This window comes from Devosia sp. WQ 349K1, assembly GCF_016595685.1.
GTDB lineage: Bacteria > Pseudomonadota > Alphaproteobacteria > Rhizobiales > Devosiaceae > Devosia.
Map to the genome: position 1 here is coordinate 12,490 of NZ_JAENGO010000010.1, position 16,409 is coordinate 28,898.

Below are 16,409 nucleotides of genomic sequence, written 5' to 3' on the forward strand. Positions count from 1 at the left end.
GGGCCTGCACCGACTTCGTTGCGCCTAAGAGCGCATTTGGCGTTCACATTTCAACATCAGCGTCCGGCAAGCGCTTCAGCTGCCGGATAATCGCCGAAAAAATGCGCCCGCCTAAGAGGCAGACGCATCACTTCGCAAGGGATAAAAAAGTTAGAGAAGCGCAGCGCGCACGTCGTCGATGATCACACCGAAACTGATCGGGCCAACCGACTGGTTCCAGGGTTCAATATTCACTTCGTAAACATGCCCCGCCGCAACGGCTGGCAGGCGCTTCCAAAGGTCCATCTCTTCAATCGAGGACATTTTGTTCTGGTCTTCGACCATCAGGAAAATATGGTCTGCCGTAAGCTGGGTGAGGTTTTCAAGCGAGACCTCGGCGTGGTCATCCGCCATTGGAACGCTCTGATGCGCCGTCAAACCCAAGTCTTGATAGAGCACTGGGCCAGATCGACGGGCACCGCCATAAACGCGAATGTCCTTTTCGCGCACGCGCAGCAGCAAAATGGTCTGCTCGCCCAGCGCGGCCTGCAGCTCGCTCTTGGCTGCAGCGGCCTTGGCTTCGTAAGCCTCTAGCGTTGCCTTAACCGCGTCCGCTTGGCCAAGCGCATCCCCGAGCCCGACATACCATTCACGCCATTCTGCTTCCGGTTCATCCAGCAGAATAGTCGGCGCTATGCCGGTGAGGCGCTCGTAATTGCTCTCTTGCTGCTTGGCTTGCGCTAAAATCAGACCGGGATTGAGGTTGAGCACGCGCTCAAAGTCAGGTTCGGAATGGTTTCCCACGGTCTCAGTGGCCGCTAGGCCGTCGACCAGTTGCGATGGCATGCCGGAGGGCCGATCAACCGAACCAATCGGAGCCAGGCCCATAGAGATCAACGCTTCAGCAAAGACATTGTGCAAGGTGACAATGCGCTCTGGGGCGACGGGAATAGTGGTCTCGCCTTTCGCGTGCTGCACGACGCGTTCGGCATCGGTTGCACTAACCACCTGAGCCACTTGCGCCAAAGCCGGCGTCGAGAGGGCAAAGCCAGACAGCAGTCCCGCTACAGACAAACACAACACCCGGTATGACAATCTCACTTCAGCCTCCAGCCCAAATAACATGACAGTGAATGTCACGTTATTAAGCTAGGCACAATAGGGCTGCAGCTTAGGGTCCGTTGTGTGTCCGGCCTTAAGTTTCGGCGTCGAAATCGGGGAGAGGTTCGTCATCCTTTGCCGGGATGACATAGGCGCCCGAAAGCCAGCGGTTGAGATCTACGTCCGCACAGCGACGCGAGCAAAAGGGCTTAAATTTTTCTGCGGCCGGGGCCCGACCGCAGATAGGGCACAGAGCTTCAGCTTTCTCGGCCATTAGACGCCAGAAACGCTGGATTGGTTGAGCCAGTTAAAATGCACGGGGTAGCCATCGCCAGCCAGAAGCTGCGTGGTTTCGTGCAAGGGCAGGCCCACGACGGCTGAGTAGGAGCCGACGAGTTTGACGACGAAAGACCCGGCAATGCCCTGAATAGCATAGCCCCCTGCCTTGCCCCGCCATTCGGCGCTAGCAAGATAGGCTTCCATCTCTTTATTCGAGAGACGCTTGAAGCGAATACGTGTCTCCACCAGACGCTGGCGTTTCGCCCCGGATGGGGTGAGCAGCGTGATGCCGGTGTAAACACGGTGGGCGCGACCCGAAAGCAGCCGCAGGCATTCTGCAGCTTCTTCCATTGTTTCTGCCTTGGGCAGAATGCGCCGCCCCACAGCAACCACTGTATCGGCGCCCAGCACCAGGCCGGTGTCGCCATATCCGGCGATACGAGCCTTGTGCTGTGCGGTGATCGCTTTCAGGTCTGCCAGACGTTGTGCGAGCTTTCGCGGCAACTCCCCCTTCTCAGGGGTTTCATCGACATGGGCTGGCACCAGGTGTTCCGGCTCGATGCCGACCTGGTTGAGCAATGCCAAACGACGAGGCGATGCGGACGCCAGAATGAGTTCCGGACGACTGGCCACGGTTTGCCTTACTTAAAGCGATAGGTGATACGACCCTTGGTCAGGTCGTAAGGCGTCATTTCGCAAAGAACCTTGTCGCCTGCGAGAACGCGAATACGGTTCTTACGCATACGGCCAGCAGTATGAGCGATGATTTCATGCTCATTCTCTAGCTTCACGCGGAACGTCGCGTTGGGTAGCAATTCGGTGACCACGCCCGGAAACTCGAGCACTTCTTCCTTGGCCATACTTTCTCCTGAGAAGGCCCCCGCTGCCACACATTGGCGCGTCAGGGCCACAAATTTGGGCGGAACCTACTTCAATTCAATTGTTTTGTGAACCACCGGAAACCAAAGGTTCCAAGCGTTCGCGAACACGACGTCGCAATTGATCGCGCAAACCTCGATAGGCATCCAAAACGAGAACGCGACTTCCCTCTACAAGGGAGGGGTCTTCCACCTGCCAGTGCTCCACCGCTTTTGCTTCAAGGCCCTTGCGGGCCACAGCATCGGGGGCGTCATCAGACAGTGTGATAACAAGGTCGAACTTGTTGGCAACCAGTTCGTCCAGAATATGGGGCGTATGAACGCTCATATCAATACCAACTTCCTCCATGACCTCATGAACGAATTGGTCGGCCTTACCGCCGTTAACCCCCACAGAACGGGCAATTATTCGTCCTGGGAAGGCTTGGCGCGCAAGCGCCGCAGCGATCGGCGAGCGCACTGAATTCATCGAGCAGACAAACAGCACTGTGGGCAGTTCGCTGGTCGCTTCGTCAATGCGGGAGGCATAGGGTTGCACGGCGCAAATCAGCGTAAACAGGCGGCGCGCGGTGTTGAGATCGATGATGATCTTATTGTCGAGCCGCGTCCTTAAAAGCTCTGCGGCCTCATTGTGCAGACCGCGCCGCGCCATATCGACGGTCTCGATCTGGAACGGTTGCGCCGAACGAATGGCCTCATAATAGGCTTCGCGGATGCGAAAATAGTCGCGGATAAGTCTGCGAAACGGCGTCAGCGAGAGATAATGGGCAGCAATGGGCTTAAAATTCTCTGGGTCGCGGACGTCTAAAACGATCGAATTGCCGATAATCGAGACGTGCAGCGCATAAGGTCCTTCCGCCGCAACGCGTGCGGGGCGGAAGGTGTTGTCCTCAAGCAGATCATAGATAGCAATGCGCCACTCATGCACCTCGTCAGGATTGATCGAGGTGATGGTGTTAGGGTCGAGCGTGACGGTGACCAGACGATTGGTGTCTTTGGTCACCGGCTCTGTGCCCATGCTTATGCTCAACGGTTCAACCGTATGGAAATCGAGCGACCATGCCCGGCGAGGCCTTCGACCTCGGCAATGGTCACTGCAGCATCAGCCAATGCAGCCAGCGATGAGGGCGTGCAGCCCAAAATCGAGGTGCGTTTCACAAAGTCCAGCACACCGAGCCCCGAGGCGAAGCGTGCGGTGCGAGCTGTTGGCAAAACGTGATTCGAGCCACCGACATAGTCACCGATAGCCTCTGGCGTGTGATGGCCCATGAAGATCGCGCCGGCGTGGCGAATCTTGGCCACCAGCGCCTCAGGCTCATTGACCGCCAGCTCCACGTGTTCAGAGGCAATGCGATTGCCCAGCTCAATGGCAGTGTCTAGATTTGGCACGGTGATAACCACGCCAAACTCTTCCCAGCCTTCGCCCGCAATCGCGGACTTTGGCAGAATAGCGATCTGGCGCAAAACTTCAGCTTCGACCGCATCAGCCAGCGCCGCATCGGTCGTGACCAGAATGGACTGTGCACCGCCACCATGTTCAGCTTGCGCGATCAGGTCTGCAGCAACCCAAGCTGGGTTCGCTGAACTGTCAGCGATGACGAGCACTTCGGACGGTCCGGCGATCATGTCGATGCCGACTTGGCCAAAAACCTGGCGTTTGGCTGCCGCCACAAAGGCATTGCCCGGACCGACCACCTTGTCGACACGCGCGATGGTGTCGGTGCCGTAGGCGAGCGCTGCAACAGCCTGCGCGCCGCCAACGCGGTAGATCTCTGTGACCCCCGCAATTTGCGCAGCACAGAGCACCGCTGGGTTCACTTCGCCGTTTGGCGTTGGCACGACCATGGCGATGCGCTCGACGCCCGCAACCTTGGCCGGAACTGCATTCATCAAAACCGAGGATGGATAAGAGGCCAAACCACCCGGCACATAAATGCCAACAGCGTCCACTGCAGTCCAACGGCTGCCCAAAGTCACCCCAAGATCATCAGTATAGAGATGATCGACCGGCTTTTGCTTTTCGTGGTGCGACTTGATGCGGTCATGCGCGGTCTGCAGGGCCGCACGCACATTTTCCGGAACTTGCGCTGACGCGGTAGCAATTTCCTCAGCGGTGAAGCGCAGCGTTTGCGCTGTCACATTGGCGCGGTCAAACTTATTGGTCAGCTCAACAACCGCAGCGTCACCACGGTCGCGCACATCAGCGATGATAGAGGCGACGATATCGTTGACGTCTTGGCTGGCTTCACGCTTGCCCGACAGGAGCGCCACAAATTGGGCTTCAAAATCGGACGCGGCGCTGTCGAGGCGAACGGGCATAGTGAACTTTCGTTAGTCTAGGGAGTGGGCCGGGCGCGCAGTCGCTGCCCAGGCGGCACCAAGATCGGCCAAGCGCGCTTCAAGGCAATCGACCGTCAGGCGCACAGTGCCACCACCGGCAAAGCGCAGCTCAACGATGCCCGCAGGCGCATTTTGCTCTTCAAAGGTAACGGCCAGCAAGGACACCACGCCTTCAGGCGAGGCCGGGTCAAAGCCAGCAAATGCAGTGTTGGTCACGTGCTCGAAATGCATGCCCGTGCGCTTGCGCAGGCCTTTGCTCCGCGGTTGATCGGCGGTCCAATCAAAACGGTTCATCAGCAGGGCGAAACGCTTATCGCCCTTGGCATAGCCCATGTCAGAAACGCGAATAACGGCGTCCTGCACATGTGCGGAAACAACTTCGAGGTCTTCGCTATCGAGCGCGAGCAGCTTGAGGTCGGTCATGGGGCGGCCTTGTTCTTTGTCGGTAAAGCCCATTTGGTCGTGACAGGACCGATCTACAAGGTTGGCGGGCCAAGAGCAATCGCATGCACGCCAGTTGAAATGCATGGGCGCTGTGCAAATGCGCTTTTTTGGAGCAAAAAAGCGCAAAGCTTTTGATTTGAAAGATTTGGACCGAACATGCTGACCCGTCGTCTTTTTCTCACCACCAGCTTGGCGTCGCTCACCGCCCTCGGACTACTCCCCGCAAAAGCGGAACTGTTTTTCGTCGAGCCCAGCGCGGTTTCTGCAGATCAATGGGCGGTACTGAAAAAGCTTCTCGGCGATCAGCTGGTTGCCCCAAGCGACTCAGCCTTTGCCAATGCGGCCCTGCCCAATAACCTTCGTTTCGAAGCGGTAAGGCCCCAGGCCATCGCCTATTGCCGAACGGCTCAAATGGTGGCGGAGGTCGTTCTTTGGTGCCGCGACAATGCAGTGCCCTTCGCCATTCGTGGGGGCGGCCATTCCTACGCCGGCTACTCCACCAGTGCCGGTCTCATCATCGACATGGCCGATATGGGCGATATTGCTTTGGACCCAACGAGCGGGGTCGCCACCATCGGTGCGGGCGCGATCAATTCTGCCATTTACGCTGCGTTGGATGAAGCCGGGCGCACCATCACCCACGGCCGCTGTCCCACTGTCGGTGTTTCCGGTTTCCTCCTCGGCGGCGGCATTGGCTTCAACATGCGCCGCTTCGGCATGGGATGTGATCATGTTGTGGGCGCTGAAATCGTCACCTCCGACGGCAAAGTTCTACAACTCTCTCAAACTGAGAACGCCGATTTGTTCTGGGCTGTGCGCGGCGGCGCAGGCGGCAATTTTGGCGTGATGACCAAGTGGCAGCTACAGACCCACCCCGCCGATGAAAGCTTGACGGTCTTCCGCATGGTCTGGCGCGACAATGTTCTGGACGTCGCTACCAAGCTCTTTGAGACGCTAGATGCGGCCCCAACCACCATCGGCACGCGCGTCTCACTGGGCGCGTTGAACCAAACTATGGCCAACCGTGGTCGACAAGTGCCTTTGACGCTCCTTGGGCAGTTTGCAGGCCCTAAGGAGGCCTTCCTGGAGCTGATGCAGCCTGTGCTTGAAATCGGCACACCCGATTTCGAATCTATCGAGGAAAATACCTATTGGGCGGCCCAGGATTTCCTCGCCGAAGAAGGCGAGCCCGCCTACTACCGCGAGCGTTCGACCTTCCACCAGAGCTCACCCAACCGGGCGTTTCTGGCAAGCGCCATTGAGAAAATGGCCAACTGGCCCGGCACCGGTTCCTCGGGCAATCTGGTCTTTTTCCAGACGGGCGGCCAAGTGAACACTGTTCGCAGCGACGCAACGGCCTTTGTTCATCGAACCAGCCACTGGCTCAGCACAGCAAATCTGAGCTGGTCGGAAGATGACGCCACAAAGCCTGCGATTGTCGATGCCGCCTGCGCTTGGCAGGACGACCTCTATAGCGTGGTCACAAGCGCTGACACCAAGGGCGCGTTCCAGAATTTTCCGGACCCAAGCCTATCCGATTGGCGGACCCGCTATTACGGCGAAAACCTGCCACGCCTTGAAGCCATCAAAACCGCGACTGATCCCGAAAAACTCTTCCGCTTTGAGCAGTCGCTGTAGTCGCGCACAACGCTATACCCATCCCCTCCTCGATCACCGGGAAAAGCCCGGTGACGAGGTGACCGGGCGATAGGCCCAAACAAAAAGCCCCGAACCGAGGTCCGGGGCTTTTCAATGATTGACGAAACGCGTCGACTAGCCAGCCAGACGCTCGATCTCGGCGCCGCAGCGGCTGAGCTTGTCTTCGAGACGCTCAAACCCGCGGTCGAGGTGGTAAATACGGTTCACAACCGTTTCACCCTTCGCCGCCAGACCAGCGATGACCAGCGACACCGAAGCGCGCAAATCAGTTGCCATCACCTGCGCGCCCTTAAGCTGGGACTTACCGGTGATCGTTGCGACCTGACCATTGACCGAGATATCAGCGCCAAAGCGCACGAGTTCTGCCACATGCATGTAGCGGTTCTCGAAAATGGTTTCCCGGATTTCGCTGATGCCATTGCTCATGGTCATGAGCGCCATGAACTGCGCCTGCAAATCGGTGGGGAAGCCGGGGAATGGCTCCGTTTCGACATGCACTGGCAAAATCGGCGAGCCATTGCGGCGCACACGAATGCCATTGCTTTCAGTAATCAGCTCAACACCGGTCTGACCCAGAATGGTCAGAGCCGACTGCAAGTGATCAGCGCGTGCGCCACGCAGCAGCACATCGCCACCGGTCATTGCGGCCGCCATGGCAAAAGTGCCGGTTTCGATGCGATCCGGAATCACTTCCACGGTTGCACCATGCAGACGCTCAACGCCTTCAATGGTCAGCGTGCGCGTGCCAATGCCCGAAATCTTAGCGCCCATGGCAACCAAGCATTCGGCGACATTGGTGATTTCAGGTTCTTGCGCCGCATTCTCAATAACGGTCGTGCCCTTTGCAAGGGTCGCCGCCATCAGAATCGTGTGCGTTGCACCGACCGAAACCTTGGGGAAGTTGACAGTTGCGCCCACCAAACCACCGGCTGGTGCGCGGGCAACCACATAACCCTCATCAATCTCGATCGAGGCACCCAGTGCGCGCAGACCTGTCAGGAACAGATCAACCGGACGGGTACCGATAGCGCAACCGCCCGGCAGGGACACACGCGCTTCGTGGCAACGGGCCAGCAGCGGGCCAATAACCCAGAAGCTGGCGCGCATCTTGGAGACAAGATCATAGGGGGCGGTTGTGTCGACGATATCAGCGGCGTGGAAGGTCATACGCTGACCCACGCCTTCTTCTTCGCCGCGACGACGACCGTGAACGGCGATATCAACGCCGTGATTTTCTAGGATGCGTTCAAGCTGCTTAACGTCCGCAAGGCGCGGGACGTTGTGGAGAACCAAAGGTTCATCGCTCAGCAACGACGCAATCATCAGTGGCAGTGCAGCGTTCTTCGCGCCCGAGATCGGGATTTCGCCCCGAAGCTCATTGCCGCCGACCAAACGAATACGATCCATAAAGAGAAGTCCTCAGAAATGGCCTTAAGGGCCTGCTACCTGAAAGGGAGGTAGGCGAGGTCTTCGTTGCCGCGTAGGCTAGACCAGCCGCACTCTGGAAAGGGTGACGTGTTAAAATCGCCCGAAAATGGTTTACGGAGTCTTGTCCGGCACCGTTTTCGACACCTCAAATTCTGGCCCCGCCTCGCGTCCTGAGACACGAGCGCGAGCCTGCTCTTTGCGGCGCTTGAGATTCTCACGCAGCTTTGCGGCTAATCTTTGCTCACGCATCAGTGCTTGCTCGGTTTTTCCCACAGTTCAGGCCTTCGATTCCAACGGTGGTGTTAATAGAGGCTTTTTGCGCTTGCGTCGACCAAATCGCTATGGCAAATGAGCCCTCGTCGCCGCAAGGAACACCAAGCCTTAGCGAAAATGCTGCCGTAGCTCAGTGGTAGAGCACTCCCTTGGTAAGGGAGAGGCCGACAGTTCAATCCTGTCCGGCAGCACCATTTCCCGAAAGAGGTTCTGTACAGTCCTCCTTTGCGAGCGCAAACCATGCTGCCGTAGCTCAGTGGTAGAGCACTCCCTTGGTAAGGGAGAGGCCGCGAGTTCAATCCTCGCCGGCAGCACCATTTTTCCTCCCAAGACGACACGATCTTTTTAAAGCGATCAGTCGTTTGACCTCGACTTACAGTCTTAAAGAAAAAGGTGCGGCGCGCCCGGCTAGCGGTTCAGTGCCGCGAAATGCGCGCGATTGGTCGCTCCAGATTTTTGCAGAATACGGCGCACGTGCACTTTTACCGTTGAGGGCTCGATGCCCAAACGGTCGGCAATAATCTTGTCCGACTTGCCTTCGGCCAGCAGCAGCGCCACTTCCCCTTCCCGCTCAGACAAAACCCGTTCGGCAGGCGCCACCAACAGTTCTGGTGGGACAAAGCGTTCGCCATCCAAAATCAGCCGCAGCGCATGAATCAGTGTTTTGGGCGTCAGGTTTTTCGGGATCCAGCCGCGCGCACCCTTATCGAGCGCTGATTTGACCAGAACGTTATCCGTATGCCCCGACAAAATCGCCACGGGCAAATCTGGATAGAGTTCGCGCAATTGCGCGACGGCTCTAATCCCATCCGTATCAGGCATGGAATAGTCCAGCAGAACCAGATCCGGCAGGGCTTCAGTTTTGAGCAATCCGAGCAACTGCGCGACGCTGGTCACCGCCTTCACCACGCAATCAGGATCACTTGCTTGCAAGAGATAATGAAGCGCTGAACCAAACATGGCGTGGTCGTCTGCAATCAGAATGCGCATTATTTTGTTCACTCAATGCTAATTATAAAGCTATATATGAATTTTTACGTTCCGCACCAGAATGATAGCTAAAAAATATGTAGGGCAAATCGGTCAACTCGCCATTTTAGTTGTGGCGTGGCTGGCCGCTTATAAGCTCGCCGCGATGGCCGAGGTCTTTAAGCCCTTCTCCAGCTTGTGGTTTTTACCTGCGGGCGTCAGCCTTTCCATATTCTTGGCCGCGCCCGGCTGGCTCAAACTTTCGCCACTGGTCGCCAACCTTGCACTCGCCGTTCCAGGGTTAGATAGTTTTTTCAACGTCGGCGACAATGCGGCTCGAGACCAAATACTGCACGCCATACGTCACTGCGGCATCTATTTTACTGCCGCTGTCGTGCTCAAAAAGCTCCTCGGCCCCAATATGGCTGTGCCGAATATGCGCGCCACCACCACATATATTGTGGTGATCACCATTGCCGCTGCGCTCTCGGCATTTAGTGGCGTTTCGCTGCACGCCCTCTTGGACAATATCTCATGGGACATTGCACTGGACATCATTGCCCACTGGGCCATTGGTGATGCTGTCGCGACCCTTGTGCTGCCGCCCCTGCTCGTCCCAGTTCTCAGCGCCGTATTAGGCGTCAAACCGCTCCCACCCCATTGGCCTTCACTATCCGATTGGCTTAGGGAACTCGGCATTATTGCCCTAGCGATGGGCGTTGCGTTTGGGGCTATGGTGATTGACCCCGCCCTGGGCAGTCTTTGGTACATCACCCTGCTGCCCCCGATTTTCGCCGGTGTGCGCAAGGGCATTATGCAAGCTGCGATCAGCGCCTTTCTCATCGCCTCGTTTACGCCGATCGTTGCCAAGCTGTCCTATTTCAGCAGCGAGCCTTTGGCGCTTTCCGTGCTGCTGGCGATAACGGCCACGGCCTCATTACTGGTCGGGACAGCTGTCTCCATGCAGCGCCAAACCCTCGAGCAATTGGACGCGCAAAACCAAAAGCTTGAGGAAAGTGTTCTCGCGCGCACTTCTGAACTCGCTGAGGCGTACGAGTTTGAACGCCACTTGGTCCGGTCGCTCGGGCACGATTTGCGCCAACCGCTGCAGACCATAACCATGCTGGTCGAAGGCCTGGCGATGCGCAAATCTGAAGACGAACCTGTCCTCAATGCGCTTCGTCAAATCAGCGCAACCATGAGCAATTTTCTCGATGGCGTCCTCAACTACGCCCTCACCGACCCGGGCACAGTAAAGCCCCGCAACACGCCTCTCCGCGCCTGCGCAGTCTTTGCTGCGCTCGAAACCATCTATCTCCCCATTGCCGAAAAGCGCGGGGTGAGGCTGCATGTGCAACGCGCCGATGCTGAGTTTCAAAGCGATGAGGTGCTTCTGCGCCAGGCCCTCTCGAACGATCTCGATAATGCCATTCGCCTCAGCGCGCCGAACAGCACGGTCTCGCTGCGACACGAGATGCGCGACGGAAAGCATGCCTTCATCGTCGCCGATGAAATCGCTGTCGAATACGCCCATCCTCCCGGAACCGCAGGCTTTGGCTACGGCATCATCGCCCGGGTATGCAAAGTCCTCAACGCGACACGGATTAAAGAGAAAAACATCCGCGGGATCTTGCTACCCGTTAACCCATAGTGAGTTTCCAGCGATTTCTGGAACGGACCTTGGAGTGTTGCGTTGATTTCGTGATGGGCTGAGCATGGGGCGACCCGGCATGCGCTTGCCTATCGGTACCGCAGCTCTGTTCCCCCGAGGTCCATGCCCCAGCCGACAGACTACGACCTGTCCTATTGCGGCCCCGCGCCCACACTCGCCGATCTGGCGACCCGCTGGAACTTTGAGCCGTTTCTTCTCACCGCACTCGCCCTTGTCGCCCTATGTGGCTGGCATTTTCTTAAGCACCAGCCGCGCGCGCAAATGAGGGCCTTCTGGGGTGCGTGGTCGCTCGCGGCTCTGCTCTTTATCTCCCCACTGTGCGCGCTCACCGTAGCCCTCGTCTCGGCCCGTGTTAGCCACCACATCCTCCTCACCATGCTCGTTGCGCCCCTGCTGGCCTTAGCTCTGCCAATACGGCTGGGGCAGGCCATGCCAGCTCTCGCAACACTCATCCTCGCCACCATCACGCTTTGGTTCTGGCATTGGCCTGATCTCTACACAGCGGCCTTCGCCCACCCGGCGGTCTATTGGGCCATGCAGGCGACCTTTCTGGGCAGCTATACTGCGCTCTGGCTCGTGCTTTTACGCAGCCCAAGCATTTTCACCGCAGGTCTCACCGCCTTGGCTGCCGCCATTCAAATGGGGTTTTTGGGTGCTCTTTTGGTCTTCGCGCCAACCCCGCTCTACGCACCGCATTTGGCAACGAGCTTTGCCTTCGGCTTAACGCCGCTCGAGGATCAGCAACTAGCGGGTCTCATCATGTGGGTTCCAGCCAATCTACCACTCCTAGGCGTTGCCGTCTGGCGCCTCATGGCACTCCTCGCCCCCGCCACCCAGCACGGGCGCACCAATGGGCAGTGATCTTCTGCTCATCTGGCTCAAGTTCGCCCATGTTGGCTCTATTGCCCTATGGTCCGCCGGGCTCATCTGCCTGCCCGTGCTCTACGCCCAACGCAAAGCCCTCGTCGACGAGCCGCTCCACCGCCTCCACAATTTCACGCGTCTTTTCTATATCGCGCTGGTTTCGCCAGCGGCCTTTGTCGCCATAGGTTCGGGCACGGCGCTGATCATCCTTCAAGGAACCTATGAGAATTGGTTCTCGGCCAAGCTTTTTGCCGTTTCCATCATGACCGGCATCCACATTTTCACCGGTCTCACCATTCTCAAGCTCTTCGAGCCGCATAAATCCTATCCACTCTGGCGCATGGTTTTGGTCATCACCCTGACGGTGATCGTCATCCTCACCATTCTCACCCTTGTTCTGGGCAAGCCGCGCCTTGAGTGGCCCGAATTCTTCATCACCCACTTCAGCCCCGGCAAGCTTCGCGAAATCGCCTCAGACCTCACTGGCGGGTGGAAATGACGGTGCCGATGCCATGATCAAACACCAGTTTGCCCCCGTGCCATCCGGCAAAACCCGCAGCCATGGCGCTGAGCAACGACAACATCAGCCCGCCGGGCAAAACCGCCTCGGGGTTGGTAATGCGCAGCCCGGCATTGGCGGCAACAATGGCCAGCATGACCATCGCCGCGATGGCGTGGTTCCAGCTGGCAACACGCACCCGGATACCCGGCACGGCCAGCAATTCGAGCGTACCAACGATTGCCGCGAGCACACCGAAAACAAAGGCCGCACCCGCCGCCCACATGCCAACTTCCAGCCAAAACGGATTGGCCGACCACCAGTAGAAAATATCGACGCCCAGCGTTGCCATGACGAAGGCGATAGGGAAATGCACCAGCATGGCGTGGATGGGGTGTCCCGCCACCGCAATGGCCGAACTAATGTCCTTGTCCGCCACTTGGCGAATTTGCGGATTGGGATGATCCGAATGCGCCTCGGGGGGCGCTTCTTCCCGCTCGATTTCCCGCTCTTCCGCCTGCCGCGTATTCTCACCCATCACGTCCCCTCCAAACTCGTTGCTCTTGGAGCAACGTCGCTCGTGCTGGCCGGTTGCACAGGCGAGCTCTCCACCCTCGACCCCGCAGGTCCGCGGGCCGAAAATCTCGCAGCGCTGTGGTGGGTGATGTTCTTTGGCGCTGCAGTTCTTTTCGGCCTGGTCTTAGCGCTGTTTGCGCTGGTCTATCTGCGTCCCCATTGGGCGCAAAAGATTACCCCGCGCCAATGGATCATCGGCGGCGGGCTAATCCTGCCTTTTCCGGTCCTGACAGTCCTCACCGGCACGGCATTTTTTTTGGGCGAGCAATTGCTGCCAAAAGGCGATGCACCCCTCGTCATTGGTGTCGAGGCGCAACAATGGGCTTGGACAATATCCTATCCAGCAGCCCCGAATATGGCCCCCGGCTCAACCCTTCACATTCCTTCCGGCGTGCCCGTTGATTTGGAGATCACCTCAAGGGACGTGATCCACAGTTTCTGGATTCCCCGCCTCGGCGGCAAGATCGACGCCATTCCCGGCAAGACCAATCGCTTCCGCATCGAGGCCAGCAAGCCCGGCGTCTATTGGGGCACCTGCGCCGAATATTGCGGCATTGGCCATGACACCATGCAGATGCGTGTCGAGGCCCACACGCCCGAAGACTTCGCCGAACTGATGGAGACTGCGCCATGAGCGATCAGCCCCTATCGCCCATTGCCCTACACAAAGCACTTGACCGCATCTGGCGCACGCCACCCGGCTGGGGTCGCCTATCCAGCGTCAACCACACCATATTGGGCAAGCGCTTCATGGCTTTGGCGCTGGTGTTTTTCGCCATCGGTGGCCTGCTCTCCATGCTCATTCGCGCGCAGTTGGCGACACCCAACAGCGCTTTCATCGGCCCCGAAATCTACAATCAGATTTTCACCATGCATGGCGTGGTGATGATGTTCCTCTTCGCCATTCCCATGTTTGAAGGCTTCGCCATCTATATGCTGCCCAAGCTGTTGGGCGCGCGCGATCTCGCCTTCCCGCGCATGACCGCCTATGGCTATTGGTGCTATCTGTTCGGCGGCAGCATTTTGATCATCGCGCTCTTGGTCGGCGCGGCACCTGACAGCGGCTGGTTCATGTATACCCCGCTGTCCTCCAAGCCCTTTACCCCCGGCATCAATGCCGATGTCTGGCTCTTGGGCATCACCTTTGTCGAAATTTCCGCCGTCACCGCCGCAGTCGAAATTTTCGTCACCATTCTCAAAATGCGCGCGCCGGGGATGTCGCTCACCCGCATGCCGCTCTTTGCTTGGTATATGCTGGTCACGGCCGGCATGATGATCATCGGCTTTCCGCCGTTGATCTTGGGCTCCATCCTTTTAGAGCTTGAACGCGCGTTCGGCCTGCCCTTCTTTGACCCCACACGCGGCGGCGATCCGCTTCTCTGGCAACACCTCTTTTGGCTCTTCGGCCACCCCGAGGTTTACATCATCTTCCTGCCCGCAGCCGGGGCCATCTCGACCATGATCCCGGTCTTTGCCCAGCAACCAATCCTGGGCTATCGCGCCATTATCGCCGCGATTGTCGCCATGGGGTTTTTGTCATTTGGCCTGTGGGTGCACCACATGTTCACCGTGGGCATTCCGCATTTGGCCCTTGCCTTCTTCTCGGCAGCCAGCGCGCTCGTCGCCATTCCCACCGCCGTGCAAATCTTTGCGTGGCTCGGCACCTTGGCATCAGGGAAGCCACGCTGGGACGTGCCGATGCTTTACATCTTCGGCTTCTTTTTCGTCTTTGTGTGTGGTGGGCTCACCGGGGTCATGCTCGCCATGGTTCCCTTCAACACGCAGGCGCATGACACCTATTTCGTCGTCGCCCATCTCCATTATGTGCTGGTGGGCGGCTTCGTCTTCCCCATGCTCGCCGCGCTCTACTATTGGCTTCCTCACCTCAGCGGTCGGCAGAGCCTTTATAAGCTCTCGATTCCGGCCTTCTGGCTGATCTTTATCGGCTTCAACCTCACCTTCTTTCTGATGCACCTCACCGGCCTCATGGGCATGCCGCGTCGCATCTCCACCTATCCCTCAAACTGGGGCTGGGACTGGCTCAATCTCTTGAGTTCGGTCGGTGGTTTCATTCTCACCATGGGCTTTGCCCTCGTCCTCGCCGATCTCATCTTGCAGATAAAACTTGGCCGCCGCTTCGGCCGCGATCCGTGGCAGGCGGCAACGCTGGAATGGGCCACCCCCACCCCGCCACCGAGCTATAATTTCGCCTCCCTCCCCCATATCGAGAGCCGCGCTGACCAAGTACTACCCGCGCTCATCGGGCCACGCCTTGCCGCAGGGGAAGGCTATATCGGCTTTGCCCGCAACAATGAGCAGGAGACCCTCGCCGTTGACATTGTGACGGGCGCGGTCGAGCATCTCGTCATCCTGCCGCAAAATTCCTTCCTGCCCCTGTGGACAGCCCTCGCCACCGGCACGTTTTTTGTGTCCTTCCTCTTTGGGCTCTATTGGTTCGCCCCATTTGGCGCATTGCTCACCATTGCCCTCTTCTTCTGCTGGCCCCATCGTTTGGGTCGACAGCACGACACCGGCCCCGTCGATATCGGCCGCGGCGTCTCTGTTGTCCGCGATGGCGAGAGCCCTTGGAACCTCACGGTGCTCGCCAACCGCACAGCACTCGCGGTCGATAGCACGCTCTATGCCTCGCTGCTGTTCGGCGGGGTTTTCCTTCTCACCATCGCCCCCGCGTGGGATCGGTTGACGCCTATCGCCCTGCCCTCTGTCGGGCTTGTCGCGGCGGCCCTCGCCTCTGGCCTTGCAACACTATGCGTGTTCTGGGGCCGCCGCTCGAACGCACAAAACACCTCCATAGCCATGCCCCTGATCGGCGCGCTGTTCTTCCAACTCACCACGATCATTGCCTTGCTGACACTAATGTTTGCCGTGCCGAACCCAACAGAGCACGCGCGCAACGCCACAATGCTGGTCACTTTGGGCTACGCGGCCATTCACGCTGGCGTCGCTGCCCTCATCACGGGCCATGCGCTCTGGCGCGCCGCCCGAGGCTATGTCTCCGCCGCTCGCGCCACCGATGTCACGCTCACCTGGCTTTGGACTGCCTATGCGTTCGGCGCGCTCATTCTCGCCCTCGCCATGACCCATGGCCTCTCCCTCGTTGGAGGGCTGTGATGATCCGCAACCAGAGGCCGCTACTTCTGCTCATCGCAGGCTTCACTGTTTGGGCGCTGGCTTTCATCGCGCTTTACGCCATTCAGGCGTTGGGCTGCGTGTACAATTGGGGTGGCGCACACCGCGCCATGCTCATTGCCGCCTACACTATTTCTGTTCTGGCCTTAGCGACGATTGCTCTGCTCACGCCCAAACTCACAGACCCATCAATGCCAACGCTGTCCCAATCTGCCATTTGGGCGAATTGGGCAGCGCTGTTCTCCGGCGTCTTGGTGTTCTTGCCCGTCACCTTCGCCAGCACTTGTGTGTAGCTACA

General features: G+C 58.4%; 17 protein-coding genes, 2 tRNA genes and 1 pseudogene. 9 read left to right on the plus strand and 11 right to left on the minus strand.

The genetic code is table 11. From position 1 onward, the window contains the following. Positions 1–150: 150 nt before the first annotated feature. The 8 genes and pseudogenes from JHL21_RS17165 to JHL21_RS17195 form a co-directional block, all read right to left on the minus strand. Positions 151–1,080 carry an ABC transporter substrate-binding protein gene (locus JHL21_RS17165; protein WP_200214883.1) on the minus strand — a complete coding sequence of 310 codons (930 nt, stop codon included), beginning with the start codon at positions 1,078–1,080 and terminating at the stop codon, positions 151–153. Between the two features lie 94 nt (positions 1,081–1,174). Continuing rightward, complete coding sequence (gene yacG / locus JHL21_RS17170) at positions 1,175–1,354, minus strand: DNA gyrase inhibitor YacG (protein ID WP_169196649.1); 180 nt, start codon at positions 1,352–1,354, stop codon at positions 1,175–1,177. Beyond that, positions 1,354–1,992, minus strand: a complete 639-nt coding sequence (locus tag JHL21_RS17175) for a Maf-like protein (RefSeq protein WP_169196648.1) — start codon at positions 1,990–1,992, stop codon at positions 1,354–1,356. The genes yacG and JHL21_RS17175 overlap by 1 nt, the downstream gene beginning before the upstream one ends. 8 nt (positions 1,993–2,000) lie before the next feature. Beyond that, entirely contained in the window at positions 2,001–2,219 is a 219-nt protein-coding gene (gene infA / locus JHL21_RS17180) for a translation initiation factor IF-1 (RefSeq protein ID WP_035082742.1), read from the minus strand. 76 nt (positions 2,220–2,295) lie between these two features. Beyond that, positions 2,296–2,775, minus strand: coding sequence for a protein-tyrosine-phosphatase (locus JHL21_RS17845; protein ID WP_367948221.1), 480 nt, complete (start codon positions 2,773–2,775; stop codon positions 2,296–2,298). A 6-nt stretch (positions 2,776–2,781) separates the two neighbouring features. After that, positions 2,782–3,255: pseudogene (locus JHL21_RS17850) on the minus strand (UPF0262 family protein); the annotation flags it as partial. Between the two features lie 8 nt (positions 3,256–3,263). Beyond that, the gene (gene hisD, locus JHL21_RS17190; protein WP_199532705.1) at positions 3,264–4,556 is read right to left on the minus strand and encodes a histidinol dehydrogenase; all 1,293 of its coding nucleotides are present in this window, start codon (positions 4,554–4,556) and stop codon (positions 3,264–3,266) included. 12 nt (positions 4,557–4,568) lie between these two features. Further along, positions 4,569–5,000 (minus strand): DUF2948 family protein, encoded by a 432-nt coding sequence (locus JHL21_RS17195; RefSeq protein ID WP_169196646.1) that lies wholly within the window; start codon positions 4,998–5,000, stop codon positions 4,569–4,571. A 177-nt stretch (positions 5,001–5,177) separates the two neighbouring features. Between JHL21_RS17195 and JHL21_RS17200 the strand changes: the two genes are divergently transcribed. After that, the gene (locus JHL21_RS17200; RefSeq protein WP_200214885.1) at positions 5,178–6,659 is read left to right on the plus strand and encodes an FAD-binding oxidoreductase; all 1,482 of its coding nucleotides are present in this window, start codon (positions 5,178–5,180) and stop codon (positions 6,657–6,659) included. Between the two features lie 135 nt (positions 6,660–6,794). Here the strand turns inward: JHL21_RS17200 and murA are convergent, their stop codons facing one another. Next, positions 6,795–8,087 carry a UDP-N-acetylglucosamine 1-carboxyvinyltransferase gene (gene murA, locus JHL21_RS17205; protein ID WP_200214887.1) on the minus strand — a complete coding sequence of 431 codons (1,293 nt, stop codon included), beginning with the start codon at positions 8,085–8,087 and terminating at the stop codon, positions 6,795–6,797. Between the two features lie 413 nt (positions 8,088–8,500). Between murA and JHL21_RS17210 the strand changes: the two genes are divergently transcribed. Beyond that, positions 8,501–8,575: transfer RNA gene (locus JHL21_RS17210), tRNA-Thr, on the plus strand. A gap of 48 nt (positions 8,576–8,623) precedes the next feature. Then, positions 8,624–8,698: transfer RNA gene (locus JHL21_RS17215), tRNA-Thr, on the plus strand. Between the two features lie 91 nt (positions 8,699–8,789). Here JHL21_RS17215 and JHL21_RS17220 read toward each other — a convergent pair. Continuing rightward, positions 8,790–9,371 carry a response regulator transcription factor gene (locus JHL21_RS17220; protein WP_200214889.1) on the minus strand — a complete coding sequence of 194 codons (582 nt, stop codon included), beginning with the start codon at positions 9,369–9,371 and terminating at the stop codon, positions 8,790–8,792. A gap of 61 nt (positions 9,372–9,432) precedes the next feature. On the opposite strand from JHL21_RS17220, the gene JHL21_RS17225 reads away from it, so the two are divergent. The 3 genes from JHL21_RS17225 to JHL21_RS17235 all read left to right on the plus strand — a co-directional run bounded on the left by JHL21_RS17225 (position 9,433) and on the right by JHL21_RS17235 (position 12,385). After that, positions 9,433–11,001: a hypothetical protein gene (locus tag JHL21_RS17225; RefSeq protein WP_200214890.1), complete on the plus strand. Its 1,569-nt coding sequence runs from the start codon at positions 9,433–9,435 to the stop codon at positions 10,999–11,001. A gap of 123 nt (positions 11,002–11,124) precedes the next feature. Further along, on the plus strand, positions 11,125–11,883 hold the full coding sequence (locus JHL21_RS17230) for a cytochrome c oxidase assembly protein (protein WP_200214892.1): 759 nt from the start codon (positions 11,125–11,127) through the stop codon (positions 11,881–11,883). Further along, positions 11,873–12,385, plus strand: coding sequence for a CopD family protein (locus JHL21_RS17235; protein WP_200214893.1), 513 nt, complete (start codon positions 11,873–11,875; stop codon positions 12,383–12,385). The genes JHL21_RS17230 and JHL21_RS17235 overlap by 11 nt, the downstream gene beginning before the upstream one ends. Here JHL21_RS17235 and JHL21_RS17240 read toward each other — a convergent pair. Beyond that, entirely contained in the window at positions 12,366–12,923 is a 558-nt protein-coding gene (locus JHL21_RS17240) for a DUF2231 domain-containing protein (protein ID WP_200214895.1), read from the minus strand. The genes JHL21_RS17235 and JHL21_RS17240 overlap by 20 nt on opposite strands. Before the next feature lie 42 nt (positions 12,924–12,965). Between JHL21_RS17240 and coxB the strand changes: the two genes are divergently transcribed. The 3 genes from coxB to JHL21_RS17255 are packed head-to-tail and all read left to right on the plus strand — an operon-like array spanning position 12,966 to position 16,404. Further along, positions 12,966–13,595 carry a cytochrome c oxidase subunit II gene (gene coxB, locus JHL21_RS17245; protein WP_367948220.1) on the plus strand — a complete coding sequence of 210 codons (630 nt, stop codon included), beginning with the start codon at positions 12,966–12,968 and terminating at the stop codon, positions 13,593–13,595. After that, entirely contained in the window at positions 13,592–16,093 is a 2,502-nt protein-coding gene (gene ctaD / locus JHL21_RS17250; RefSeq protein WP_200214899.1) for a cytochrome c oxidase subunit I, read from the plus strand. The genes coxB and ctaD overlap by 4 nt, the downstream gene beginning before the upstream one ends. Next, a complete protein-coding gene (locus JHL21_RS17255) occupies positions 16,093–16,404 on the plus strand; it encodes a hypothetical protein (protein WP_200214901.1) in 312 nt (103 codons plus the stop codon). The genes ctaD and JHL21_RS17255 overlap by 1 nt, the downstream gene beginning before the upstream one ends. Positions 16,405–16,409 lie beyond the last annotated feature (5 nt).

Bases quoted from the DNA above. Each gene is read 5' to 3' on its own strand.
- JHL21_RS17200 (WP_200214885.1), top strand. From the start codon at position 5,178: ATGCTGACCCGTCGTCTTTTTCTCACCACCAGCTTGGCGTCGCTCACC.
- murA (WP_200214887.1), bottom strand. From the start codon at position 8,087: ATGGATCGTATTCGTTTGGTCGGCGGCAATGAGCTTCGGGGCGAAATC.
- JHL21_RS17235 (WP_200214893.1), top strand. From the start codon at position 11,873: ATGGGCAGTGATCTTCTGCTCATCTGGCTCAAGTTCGCCCATGTTGGC.
- JHL21_RS17195 (WP_169196646.1), bottom strand. From the start codon at position 5,000: ATGACCGACCTCAAGCTGCTCGCGCTCGATAGCGAAGACCTCGAAGTT.
- JHL21_RS17230 (WP_200214892.1), top strand. From the start codon at position 11,125: ATGCCCCAGCCGACAGACTACGACCTGTCCTATTGCGGCCCCGCGCCC.
- JHL21_RS17220 (WP_200214889.1), bottom strand. From the start codon at position 9,371: ATGCGCATTCTGATTGCAGACGACCACGCCATGTTTGGTTCAGCGCTT.
- yacG (WP_169196649.1), bottom strand. From the start codon at position 1,354: ATGGCCGAGAAAGCTGAAGCTCTGTGCCCTATCTGCGGTCGGGCCCCG.
- JHL21_RS17240 (WP_200214895.1), bottom strand. From the start codon at position 12,923: ATGGGTGAGAATACGCGGCAGGCGGAAGAGCGGGAAATCGAGCGGGAA.
- JHL21_RS17225 (WP_200214890.1), top strand. From the start codon at position 9,433: ATGATAGCTAAAAAATATGTAGGGCAAATCGGTCAACTCGCCATTTTA.
- infA (WP_035082742.1), bottom strand. From the start codon at position 2,219: ATGGCCAAGGAAGAAGTGCTCGAGTTTCCGGGCGTGGTCACCGAATTG.
- JHL21_RS17255 (WP_200214901.1), top strand. From the start codon at position 16,093: ATGATCCGCAACCAGAGGCCGCTACTTCTGCTCATCGCAGGCTTCACT.
- ctaD (WP_200214899.1), top strand. From the start codon at position 13,592: ATGAGCGATCAGCCCCTATCGCCCATTGCCCTACACAAAGCACTTGAC.
- hisD (WP_199532705.1), bottom strand. From the start codon at position 4,556: ATGCCCGTTCGCCTCGACAGCGCCGCGTCCGATTTTGAAGCCCAATTT.